Consider the following 11,913-nt stretch of genomic DNA (forward strand, 5'->3'; position numbering starts at 1 on the left):
CACAATCGCTGGTCCAGGTGGCTGCATTGCGCGTCCCGCCGCACCTCCTCTAGAACAGGCTCGCCCGGACACGGGGACTGGAAGGCTTAGCGATCTCCCAGTAGGTGATCGTCCGGTCAGCTTCCGAACAGGGTGTAGCCGACGACCAGGAGGACCAAGAAGACCCACCCGAAGATAACCACAGCGGACATGAAGCGCCCGAGTCCCAGGACGCGCATCACAACTCCAGGACGAACGCCACCAGCATGGCTACGGCGGTCACGGCACCGGCGATACCCAACGCGATGAGACCGCCGCGCAGGCTGATCCGCTGGTACTCGTCGTAGTTGTCGTCCTTCCCCACCCCGCGCCCGCCTTTCATGTGGGCTCGCGTCATTCACGAACAACAACATCATGATAGGCCAGCGGAAGAATTCGTCGTTGACTTCACTCCCATTCGCGAAGTCACGGTCCGCAACGCAAGCGGGGACGAATGCTCGCTTTGCCTTGGCCGCGTTCAAAAGGGGGGGTGCTTCATCGCACGTATCAGAAGCAAGGGAGCCACGACGATAGAGGACGATATGAAGAGATACCTTGCCCTTGTCGCAGCTTTGCTGTTGGCAGGTCTGACGGGATCGATCGCGCCCCAGCGGGAGCGCAGGGCGGACCGGCAAGTGCAACAGCATTCATCCGCCGCGACAGCGGCACGGACCGCGTGAACAAGAACGTCTCGCGCGGGTCCTCCTGCGAATGGCGATCACTCCGATGACCTCCGTGATCGCTGACCGATCCGAGACGTCGTAACCTTCACGGAACCCGAACGTCGAATAGTGTGAGATGCAGGTAGCAGCGATGATCTTGATGCCGCTGGCCCAAGGGGGCGCCCTGGTGGTCCATCTCGGACTCGGCTACCTCTATGGCGTTTCTGGGCTCGGCGTGCCCGGCATCTTCCTCTTCTCGTTGTGGGCCGCCTGGGGGGCGCTGCTGGCTGTTGGAGTCCAGCATCGCCACGACTGGCGCTACCTCGCGGCCGTGCCTCTCATAGCGGCGATCCTCTGGGCGACAGTAGCGCTTGGTGTCGGATCGCTGCTCGACTGGCAGGCGTGATAGGCGCGAGAATGGCATCGCAGCGGTTGTGGGAATCGTGGGCGTGGTGATCGGATCCTCGCTGGTGGCGGCCGGTCGTTTCCTCGCTGCAGCAGAGAAACGGGCGCCACCCAGGTCACCCATCCGACTGATAAACGATTTTGACGGTGGAAATCCTGGGTGTCGGAGGGGCGAGCGCAACCTTCAGTACACGGGCTAATCCCCTACCCTGCGGCTACTGAACGCGAGCTTCCTTGCCGGCCCACCTACCTGCCACAGTCGCCTTTCCGACTGCATGGCCGCCGGCCTTGTCCGACTCCCGAACGACTCTGCTGACGAATCTTCGTCCTGCGGGATCAGCGTGGCGGTTCAGTAGCCGTCTACTCGGGCGTTTCCAGCGACGCGAGATGTGCGTTTGCCCGTCTGGCACCTTCGACGTGCCCCTTTTGGCTGTATAGCCGCCGAGCGTGCTCAATCGCCAGTTGAGCATCGGTTGTGTGACCGCAGATGCGGAGTACCTCTCCACGGTCCATCAGAACCATGGCGCGAGGCACGAGCCATTCGGTTGCGTTCGCACGATCCACTGCCCGCTGCGTAAGTTCCAGCGCCGTCGTACAGTCGCCGCGGAGGGCATGGAGCTTCCCTTCCGTGGAGTCCAACCGCATGATGGCATCGACGTCGTCTGCGGACGTGCTGGCACGTGCCCGCCGCACCGTCTCTTGTGCGTCATCTATCCGGCCCTGTCGATACAGAACTTCTGCGAGTCGAGCCAACACGCTCGCCTGAACGCTCTGGTGGCCTCTCTTCTCGACCCACTCGGAGCTCTTGCGCAGGTACGCCTCGAGCAGATCGAGCTCGCCCGCTTCCCGGAAGATGTCGTCCGCGGCAAATGCTATGCGCGAATGACCGGCTCGCTCGAGCTGCTCGGCTATTTGGTAGCCGGTTTGGAAAGTTTTTCTCGCCTCAAACGTTTGGCCCTGTCGCGCGTTAACCGAGGCGATGTTGACCAGTGCGATCGCCTCCATTTCCCGTTGCCCCGACGTCTTCGCAAACCGCAGCAGGTCCTCCGCCGCCACCCGGGCCTCGTCTAAGCTGCCGGGTCCGTCCAGTGTTAGCGAGCTGATGGAGCGCAGCGCCCATGCTTTGGCAGTGGGATCTGCCCGGCGCTCGGCGTACTCGACGGCGCGGCGCGCCGCGGCGAGGCCCTCCTGTCCCTGTCCATAGGCTTCATAGACCAGCGCGAGGTACGAATAAGCCTCGGCGGGAACCTCATCGGGCCCTAGCCCCTCGAACAGACTTATAGATCGCTGAACGTCTGCCAGCAACGCCGACTCGGAGTAATCGGGATCGCTTGAAGCACGAGATTGTGCTTCCAGGAGCAGTGCAGCGGCGTCGAAGCGCGCATCTCCCGTCTCTTTGAACGCCAGTCGCATCTCGTGCAGCGTCTTATTCCTTCGCTGTCCTTCTTGAGCTGCCTTCGCCCAGAGGCTTGCTATCGGGAAAGACCAGACTCCGCAGATCTTTGACAGTTCCCATGCACGTTGAAGAAGATCCCATGCCTGATCCAGCTCGTGACGGTTCGCCGCGTTGAACCCAGCTTCAGCGAGGAGGGCCGCGCCCCGCTGGGCAAGCACTTGTCTCCGATTCCCAAGGTTGTGCATGCGTGTAAGAGATTCAAACGCTTGCTCGTAGTGATAACCGGCGATCTCGGGTGGTGCCGGAGGATCCAACGCCTCAAGCCACTTGGCGAGCCGTTCATGACGCTCAGCGCGCTCTTCGTGCGGGAGCGCGTCGTACGCGGCTTCGCGGATCAGCGCGTGTCGGAACGCAAAAACAGGACCACTGAGACTGTCCCACCGTCCTGCCTGCACAAGGTTCTTCGCGATGAGCGAGTCGAGAATCTCGAAGACCTGAGTTACGTGATGCTGAGGGACGATCTGCGCCACTGCCCGCGCCGAGAATTCTGCCCCCACGACTGCAGCGGCCTCCAGCACCTCGCGCTCTGCAGGGGCGAGCATGTCGAGACGCGCCGCCAAGAGCGCCTGGATCGAAGGAGGGAGCCGGATAGACCTGGACCCGCCAGCACTACCAGCAGCCGTGTCAGCATCATCAAGCATCGAAGCAAGTTGTTCGATGAAGAGCGGATTGCCGCCGCTGACTGCAACGACCTCGTCTGTGCGCTCGGGGCCGAGAGTGGCCGAGGAGATCCCACGAACGAGGATTCGCGCCTCCTCGTGAGGCAGCGGTTCGAGCCGAAGTGTCATACGGGCCTTGCGCTCCCACTGTGGGTGGAGATCGAGGAACTCGGGACGGCACGAGCAGATGAGGATCACCGCTGCATCCCGCGTCCATTCGACGAGATGATCCAAAAGACCAACAAGAGATGGTTCGGCCCAATGGAGATCTTCAATCGCAACGACCAGAGGGTGCTCTCGCGCAAGTGCCTCCAGGAGCTTCCGCAACCCCCAGAACAATTCTTCTGGAGGAGAGATCGGTTCCTCGAGACCCATCAGTTGGAAGATCCGACTGGCGATCACGTCAGAATCAGCTTCCGCTGCAACAGTCGTCGCCAGAGCTGTACGGATGTCGCGCACCTCGTCCTGCGAAGAAGCGAACCATCTTGTTACGGCTCGTGCGATCGGGGCGTAGGTGGCCGCTTGTCCGTATGGGAGGCACCCTCCGATCAAGAACAGCGCCCGGCGCGCCTGGAGACGTGCTTTGATTTCGGCTACAAGCCGCGACTTTCCGATGCCTGGCTCGCCAACGACCATGACCAAGCTACAACCTGGCGTTCCGCCAGCTTCTTCGAGGACATCCTCAAGCGCCAGCACGTCAGGCTCGCGGCCGACCATGGGACGGTCGAGGTGTCGCCGAATGGCTTCGACCTCCGGATCGAGCGTCTCAACGGCATACGCAACAACTTCATGACCCTTGCCTTTTAGTGTCAGCGGTGCGAGCGGCCGGGCATCAACCGCGTGCTGGACGAGCTCGTACGTCGTCGGACCGATCACGATCTGGTTCGGCGCCGCGGTCTGCTCAAGGCGCGCCGCCACATTCATCGCATCCCCTAGAGCAACAACATGGTCTCCATGCGTCACCGACATGACCTCGCCTGTGTTGATGCCGATCCTCGTCTGAAGCGCGAATCCCCATCGACTGCGAAGGTCTTCATTCAGCTTGGCCAGGGATTCCCGCATCTCGACGGCGGCACGGACCGCACGTAGCGCATCGTCCTCATGTGCCACCGGGACGCCGAACGACGCCTTCACGGCGTCTCCGACGAACTTCTCCACCATGCCCCCGTGGCGCTCCACGACTGATGACATCTCGGTGAAGAAGCGGCTCATCAAGCTGGCGAACGCCTCCGGATCCATCTGTTCCGCGATGGAGGTCGAGCCGACGACGTCGACGAATACCGCCGTGACCGTCCGCCGGGTTCCGCCGCCCATCGAGTCACCATAGTGCCGCTGCCGACCCCAGGCACGGAGCGCCGTCCTCACGCGGCGCTAACGAGGACGTCTGCCGCGATCGAAGGAGGACATGGACCCGCGGTAGCCTCGGGAACAACAGACGAGGAGGTAGACGCGTGCTGCGGGTCGCGTTTCGCAAGATCGCTCCAGACAAGATCGAGAAGATCAGATCGTGGATGGCTGAAGCGCAGCAGCGCGACGACGAAGTGCGAGCGACCTTCCGGCAGGAGACCGTTCGACACGAGCAGGCTTATCTACTGCAAAGCGGTGGTGAACACATCCTCGTTTACGCGATGGAGGCGGAAGATCCAGAAGCCGCCCGACGGGCCTTCGAGAACTCGACGCTGAAGATCGATCACGAACACCGGCAGGTGTTGGCGGAGGTGGTCGAAGAGACTCTCGAACCAGAACTCCTCTACGACGTTCGCCTCTAGTCGCCCTCGAACGGCGGGAGGCTCCGGCTTCGCGAGGAGTCAGCGACTACGGCACACGGCTGGTCGCGTCCCAGCACCACTGGTACGTCTTGGGTGTCGGAGGGGGGCGAGTGCAACCTTGAGCACACCGGCTTTGCGCGGCGCCTTCCCGCTCAGGGAAGGCAAAACGGAGGGCGGTTAGCTTGCCGTGTAAAGGCGGTCAGCCGATTCCCGGGACCTGTAAGGACGCCGGAGAGCCGAGCCGAACGCACTGAAGGTCCTGCCGTCGGCGTCTCGAGGAAGGACCAGGAACTGGCCGGTCCGACTAGGTTCAAAACCGCGCTCCAGTCCGGACGGGCGAGACGAGGGGCGAGTACCTCAGCTCTCGCAGTTCGTTGTGACTTCGCCGACACACCAGTCTGCTCCGTCGCCGCCATCGGCAGCGTCCACATCATCGCCGCCGTCGAGTTCGTCGTCGCCCAAGCCCCCGTCGAGCGTGTCGTTGCCCGCTGCGCCGATTAGCCGATCGTTGCCTGCACGGCCATCGAAGGACTCGTCCTCGATGCCGCCCATCAGCAGGTTCGGCCCCCCATCTCCCAGAAAGGTGATGGCCGAATAGTAGGCACGAGGAGGGGCGCGTAGATCCTCTATCCCGAGGAGCTGCGACACATGATCCTGAGGCGGTTGCATGTAGGGCGTGCAGGTGTGTGTCGCGGTGCCAGTCTCGAGGTCCGCAACCAGCTTCTCGCACTCGTCGCGGAACGACGCTCGGTCTCGCCCCGCACCTCCCGCGATGATGTGACGCCCGGCCCCCATGCGGATGATGTCGTCGCCGCCCTGCCCCCGGACCTCATCGGTGCCCTCCGGGTCGTACTCCCGTTCCCTCCCGAGGTCGGTGAGCAGATCGTCCCCAAGTCCGCCCTTAACGACATCGTCCCCGTAACCCCCACCGAGACGATTCGAGTGGGCATCGCCGATGATGACGTCGCGACCGAAGCCGGTCTGGACATTGGAGATAGAGCTCAGTCGATCCTCGGAACCATCTTCGAATCGGGCCAACCCGCTGCGAAGATCGACGTGCACATCGTGCTCACCCACGCCACGCCGGCCTCCACCGCAGGCCTCCCCTGGATAATGTGCGAGCACCGCGTAGTCCGATCCTCGGCCCCCGAACAGGGCGTCGTCTCCGTCGTCCCCGGTCAAGAAGTCGTGGCTCGCGCCCCCTCGCACCTGGTCGTCGCCGGAGCCCCCGTACATGTAGTCACGATGGCCGCCGCCGTAAAGAAGGTCGGCATTCTCACAGCCACCGATCAGGTCGATATCGGCACCTCCCGCGACAAGGTCGCGACCTTGGTTCCCACTCACTAGGTCGCCGCCCTTCGCACCGAAGAGCCGATCGCGGCCCTCGTTGCCGTAGATGTCGTCGCGCCCGACCCCACCATGAAGCAGGTCGTCTCCCGCACCGCCCGAGATCGTCTCGTGCTCGTACACACCAGCGGGGCCAGCTCCAGCGCAGATGACGTCATCACCACCGTGGCCAGAGATGTAGTCGCGGCCCCCGAGCCCGACGATGACGTCCCTGTGCTCGGTACCCTCGATGCGTTCGCCCTCGTCCGTGCCGACGATCGTCGGTTCAAGCCCGAAACAGGTCCGGGCGGGGACAGCGTTGGCAGCTGCGGGAAGACCACCGATCATGAGGACGGCAGCTGCCAACCGCAGAACCCATCTCGCCCGCCGCATCGCTTCCCTTTCCCTGCTCCCGACCTGCCCCCCTCCAGACGCACGACCCAGGACCAACGTTGCATCTGCTCGGAGACGCTCCGCCCGAGCGAGGCTTCGAAGCGAAAGAACGATGACATCCAGTCCGGCTCCGTCTCATTGCCGGCATATCCGTCAGCGGACGCCCGCGCGGCGATCCAAGCGCATGACCTAGAGGTCTTTTATCACCGTCCATATCGGCCGAGTAAAGGACGCGGTTTCCGCTGGGTGCCCAACCCCCCGGCTCTGCTTCACGTCTCGCAGTTCCTCTCGACCTCGGCCGCGGGTTCAAACCCCGCCCTGCAACCACAAAGACCGTGGTTATAGGGCCTTTACATTTCCGGAGGTCCGCCTACCGGCCGATTCGCTAACGATTTGCTAACGACGCTCAGCTGACGAACTTCGAATACTGCTGTGCCATTTCCGGACCAAGTAGAGCGGGACAGGGCCCTCTCCGACCGATCACCGGCCGAAAGAGGGCCTCGCGGTCCGCGCTTCGTCCTACTCCGAACACTGACCCCCAGGTATGCCCGTCACGGCCGCGCCTCGAACACCAGGTTGAAAGGTGTGTCGGCCGCGCGGCGGAAACGACTGAAGCCCGCTTCCTCGACAACCTTGCGGATACGCGCCTCACCCGCCTGCGCACCCAACGCTAGGTCGACCTCCTGCGAGCGTGAGACGGGCAGACAGATCAGGGTGGACGCGGCGTAGAAGATCCGTCCTACGGGGTTGAGGTTGTCTTCGATCTTGTCGCCCGCGTTCGGCTCCACGATCATCCACACGCCGTCTTGCGTCAGTGATCCCCGAACATGCCGCGCCGCGCCCACCGGATCCCCCATGTCGTGCAAACAATCGAAGAACGTGACGAGGTCATACCCGTCGCCCGGGTAGTCCTTCGCGGACGCAACGTCGAAGGTGCAGCGGTCGGCAACTCCGGCCTCGGATGCAGCCTTGCGGGCGGCCTCGATGGACGGCGCGTGGTAGTCGAAGCCCACGAAAGTCGAGTTCGGGTAGGCCTTCGCCATGAGGATGGTCGACGCGCCGAAACCGCAGCCGACGTCGGCCACCCTTGCCCCCGTTTCGAGGTTCGCGACGACTCCGTCGAGGGCGGGCAGCCACGCGTCGACGAGGTTGCCGATGTAGTTCGGCTTGAAGAAGCGTTCGGTCCCCTCGAACAGGTCGTGGTGGTGCTCGCCCCACTCCACGCCGCGACCCGTACGGATCGCCTCGGCGAGAAGATCGACATCCTTGATCGTCGACGCCGCTACTTGAAGTCCCCCCGGAGCGAACAGTGGGTTGTCCTCGCTGGTGAGCGCGAACACGTGCTCGGGCGTGAGACGGAAGCGGCCGCTGTCGGCTTCGTAGATCGCATAGCCGCTCGCAGCCTGCGCCGCCAGCCATTCCGTCAGGTAGCGCTCGTCACAGCCCGTGCGCGCGGCGAGCTCGGCGGGGGTAACGGGTTCTCCGTCGGCCATCGCGCGGTAGAGCCCGAGCTTGTCTCCGATTAGGACGGTAGCGGCGTGGAGCACGGCGCCGAGGTCCTGCGCGAAGCGGCCGACGAACTCCTGGAGCTTGGCCTCATCGACAGTAGCTGTCGTCATCTCTCTCTCCTCTCTCGCGCTCGGCTCTGATGACCGAGAGCGACACGTGTGTGCCGGACCTAATCAGCTTGACGACGGGGGTTGCAGAACCATTGCAGCGGGAGCAGCGAGTTCACTGCGGGCGGACGCGGAGTGCAACCGGGTTGCAATGCGAGGCCCGACGCTCGGGGTGTGGAAACGACCGCGCTCCCGCCAGACGGCGTCAAGCCGTCGATCCGAAGGTCGTACGAGTCGTCGGCGCTCGCTTACTCACGCTACGCCGAGCCGCTCGTCTTCCGCTTCGTGGTCGAACCCCTGCTCGAGGTGGTCGAACCGTTCGGGCGACCGGTTCTCGACGTCGCGTCCGGAAGCGGTGCGCTCGCCCGGCGGCTAACGAGATGCGTGGCGATCGACATGGCCGCGGCGCAACTCGCCCTCAACCCGCTGATACACAGGGTTCAGGGCGACGCCGAGCGGCTCCCCTTCCGGAACGACTCGTTCGCGGTGGCCGCGTGTGCGTTCGGCATCAACCACTTCCCCGATCCAGTAGCGGCCGTGCGAGAGATGGCCAGGGTCGCCCCCGTCGTGGGAGTGATCACATGGCAGCGGCCCGAGACGCCCTATCTACCCAAGGAGATCGTGAGACAGGCGATCGCTTGTCATCAGAACGGGCCCCGCCCCCATGCGGGCGACACCATCGACCGCATGACGAGCGCTGTCGGGTCGGAGCACGCGCTGCGGGACCTCTTCGAACGTTCGCATCTGGGCGCTGAGGTACGGACAACCGAAGTGGAGGTGCCGTGGCCGGGCGCCGCTCAGTTCGTCGAATACCGGCTGTCTCTGCCCCCGGCGCTCTCGCGCCGGGTCCGTGACTCCGTCAGGCGCGAGGCCGTCGAGATGATCGCGGCGCTCGGTCCCGACGCGCTGCGCTGGACCCCGCAGCTGATAGTGGCCCTCGCGCAACGAAGCCCTCCCTGAGGTCCTCGGGCAGCCCGAGCGCCAGCCGGTCCACCGCTCGCCGCGCGCTCTCCTCGTCTCCCACCAGAGCCGTCAGGTAGTCGGAGCCCAACGCGGTCGCTATCCGGAGCGCGTCGCGTGGGCGCCCGAGATGCGCGAAGGCGAGGGCCTCGTACTTCCTCGATCCGCATCTCCGGGCCAGCTCGAGCACGGCTTCGGCACGTTCGGCCTCGACACGAGCGCGCAGCTCGGCCGCGTGCAACTCGAGTCGCCAGCTGAAGCCGACGACGCGTCCGGCGACCATCGCGCTCACCTCGTCGACCAGCCGCGCCGCTTCGGCGTCGTCACCTTCGAGCAACGCGCATTCGGCGAGCGCAAGGGCGGCGTGACCTCTCGGTTCGACCTCGCCGAACTCCGCGGCTCGATCGACCGCCTCCTGCGCAAGGTCACGCGCCCGCCCGACGTCGCCGAGCTCTCTGTACATCCACGAGCGTAGGTTCGCGACGCGTGCCCGATAGGAGCGTGACTCGGACTCCTCGACAAGTCGAGCCAGCGTGTCGAAAGTGGATAGCGCAGGCCCGAACCTTCCGAGGTTCCCCTGCGCCATACCCGAGAAGAACAGGCCGTTGACGAGGAAACGCAAGTTCTTTGTCTTGCGGCACAGCTCGACCGCTCGTTCGAGCGTGCGCGCCGCCTCCTCGAAGCGATCTCCGTGTGCGAGCGCGCTACCCAGACAGCTCAGGGCGGCGGCCCTCGTAGCATCGTCGAGGTCGCCGGCCACAGCATCTTGCAGGACCTCCGACGCGTCGTGCACCTCCCCGCGGGAATGCTTCAGACGCGCTCGGAGCACGGTCGCGCTGGGACGGGCTCCCGACGCCTCGGCGGCCGACTCGCTGAACTCCCATGCCCGCCGCGCCAGGTCGTCGGCTCCTTCGTCGTAGCGGCTGCTGTACGCGACCCACGCGAGTCTTTCCAGCGCCTGCGCCTCCAGATCCGGGTCACGCCGCCGTTGTGCGATCTCGAGGGCGGCGGATGCGTCCTCGGAGGCTTCCCGGTATTCGCCCAGGGTCTCCCGAACCCGGCTTCGGGTCAGACGACACCGCGCCGCCAACAGGTCGGCGCCCGACCGGTGTGCAGCGGTAACCGCCTCGCCGAGTAGGCGCGCGGCGTCGCGATTGGCAAAGGACGCCGCCGCGCTCTCGGCCGCCGTCAGCCACGCCTCTGCGGCGCCCCTGACGTCGCCGGCCGCCGCGAGGTGGACCGCGCTGGCCTCGGGGTTGTCGGCGAGAAGGGTCGCCGCGAGGCGATGGCGCGCGACCCGGCTGGGCCGGGGCGTGGAGTCGTAGAGGATCTCGCGGATGAGATCGTTGGCGAAGCCGTAGGCACTCCCCGACTGGACTATCAGACGAGCGTGGAGAGCACGCTCGGCGTGGACGACCGCCTCCTGCAGCGGTACGCCCGCCAGCTCCGCCGCGACCCCGACGTCGAAGGTCGATCCGAGCCCCACGACCGCGCGCAGGAAACCCTCGGTTTCGGCCCCCAAACGCTTCGTGCGCGCGACGACGGCGTGGCGCAACGAATCCGGGATGGGAATCGTCCGCGCTTCACCACTTTCGACTATCGCCCGCAGGGCCTCTACTACGAACAGCGTGTGGCCCGCCGTCTTCCTCATCAGGTCGGTTGCAAGCGCGGTCGCCTTGGCCTGGCGCGCCAGGGACGCGACCGCCTCTTCCCGGAGAGGCTCGAGCGCCACCGCATCGCCGATCTCGACAACTTGTCCCACGACGTCGGAGGCCTCCTCGGATCTCATGGTTGCGATCACGAGCACCCGAGCGCGGCCGATCCTTCGCACCATGAAGTGCAGCAGCTCGATCGTCGCCGCCCCGGCGAGGTGAAGGTCGTCTAGCACCAACAGCACGGGACGACGTTGCGACAGCGTGTGGAAGAACGATGCGACGGCCTCGAACGTCCTGCGGCGCTCGACCTGCGGCGGACCGGGCTCGTAGTCGACGGGCGCCACGACTCGAGAGACCTCGGGGGCGAGCTCCGCTAGCGGCCCTGCCCACTCCCCTGCAGCCGCGCGCGTGTCGTCGGGGCTTAGCGTCGTCACGGCCCATCGCAGCGCCTCGGCGATCGGTTGAAGGAACAAGGATCGTTCGGCCTGGTAGCAGCGCGATCGCAGGACGACGCCCCCGGTCGCCTCCACGATCCGGGCCGCTTCCGCAGCAAGGCGCGACTTCCCGATGCCCGCTTCGCCGGTGATCAGGACCAAACCTGCGGACCCCCCCGACGCGCGTGACCACCGCTTCAGCAGCATGTCGACCTCGCGGTCGCGACCCACGAACCCCGGGTCCATTACGTCTGCTCGGGTTTCGGGCGACGGCCGCGACGCCGGGGCGGGCTCTTCATTGCGAAGGATCGCGACGTGGAGCGCCTCGGTCTCCGGGCCGGGGTCGGTGCCGAGCTGGTCTTCGAGGATCGTTCGCAGCCGTTCGAAGGCAGCCAGCGCCGCTCCCTGATCGCCCGCTCTGTAGTGGGCAAGCATCACTGCGCGATGCGCCTCCTCGTCGAGCTCGTCGGTCCTGACGGCCGCGCCGGCAGCCGCCAGCGCCGTCGCCGGGTCGGACAGCTCGAGCGCCGCCAGCCACAGACACCGCCGCGCCCGGCGCG

The 11,913-nt window shown here is 65.3% G+C and carries 7 protein-coding genes and 2 pseudogenes; 3 read left to right on the forward strand and 6 right to left on the reverse strand.

The genetic code is table 11. The annotated features are described in order from the left end of the window. Window positions 1–217: 217 nt before the first annotated feature. A complete protein-coding gene (locus tag M3N53_07585) occupies window positions 218–376 on the reverse strand; it encodes a hypothetical protein (GenBank protein ID MDP9068192.1) in 159 nt (52 codons plus the stop codon). Between the two features lie 440 nt (window positions 377–816). On the opposite strand from M3N53_07585, the gene M3N53_07590 reads away from it, so the two are divergent. Continuing rightward, the gene (locus tag M3N53_07590; GenBank protein ID MDP9068193.1) at window positions 817–1,086 is read left to right on the forward strand and encodes a hypothetical protein; all 270 of its coding nucleotides are present in this window, start codon (window positions 817–819) and stop codon (window positions 1,084–1,086) included. A 359-nt stretch (window positions 1,087–1,445) separates the two neighbouring features. Here M3N53_07590 and M3N53_07595 read toward each other — a convergent pair whose 3' ends face one another. After that, window positions 1,446–4,514, reverse strand: coding sequence for an AAA family ATPase (locus tag M3N53_07595; GenBank protein ID MDP9068194.1), 3,069 nt, complete (start codon window positions 4,512–4,514; stop codon window positions 1,446–1,448). A gap of 137 nt (window positions 4,515–4,651) precedes the next feature. Between M3N53_07595 and M3N53_07600 the strand changes: the two genes are divergently transcribed. Next, a complete protein-coding gene (locus M3N53_07600; protein ID MDP9068195.1) occupies window positions 4,652–4,969 on the forward strand; it encodes a DUF6176 family protein in 318 nt (105 codons plus the stop codon). A 432-nt stretch (window positions 4,970–5,401) separates the two neighbouring features. Here the strand turns inward: M3N53_07600 and M3N53_07605 are convergent. The 3 genes and pseudogenes from M3N53_07605 to M3N53_07615 all read right to left on the reverse strand — a co-directional run bounded on the left by M3N53_07605 (window position 5,402) and on the right by M3N53_07615 (window position 8,307). Beyond that, window positions 5,402–5,506, reverse strand: a pseudogene (locus tag M3N53_07605) (hypothetical protein). Between the two features lie 387 nt (window positions 5,507–5,893). Further along, window positions 5,894–6,643, reverse strand: a pseudogene (locus tag M3N53_07610) (hypothetical protein). A gap of 596 nt (window positions 6,644–7,239) precedes the next feature. Continuing rightward, window positions 7,240–8,307, reverse strand: coding sequence for a methyltransferase domain-containing protein (locus M3N53_07615; GenBank protein ID MDP9068196.1), 1,068 nt, complete (start codon window positions 8,305–8,307; stop codon window positions 7,240–7,242). A 171-nt stretch (window positions 8,308–8,478) separates the two neighbouring features. Here M3N53_07615 and M3N53_07620 point away from each other — a divergent pair, with 171 nt between their 5' ends. After that, window positions 8,479–9,264, forward strand: a complete 786-nt coding sequence (locus M3N53_07620) for a methyltransferase domain-containing protein (GenBank protein ID MDP9068197.1) — start codon at window positions 8,479–8,481, stop codon at window positions 9,262–9,264. Here the strand turns inward: M3N53_07620 and M3N53_07625 are convergent. Continuing rightward, the coding region (locus M3N53_07625) for an AAA family ATPase (protein MDP9068198.1) at window positions 9,164–11,913 on the reverse strand (2,750 nt) is incomplete at its 5' end. The genes M3N53_07620 and M3N53_07625 overlap by 101 nt on opposite strands.

Source organism: Actinomycetota bacterium, assembly GCA_030776625.1.
Taxonomy (GTDB): domain Bacteria; phylum Actinomycetota; class CADDZG01; order CADDZG01; family WHSQ01; genus MB1-2.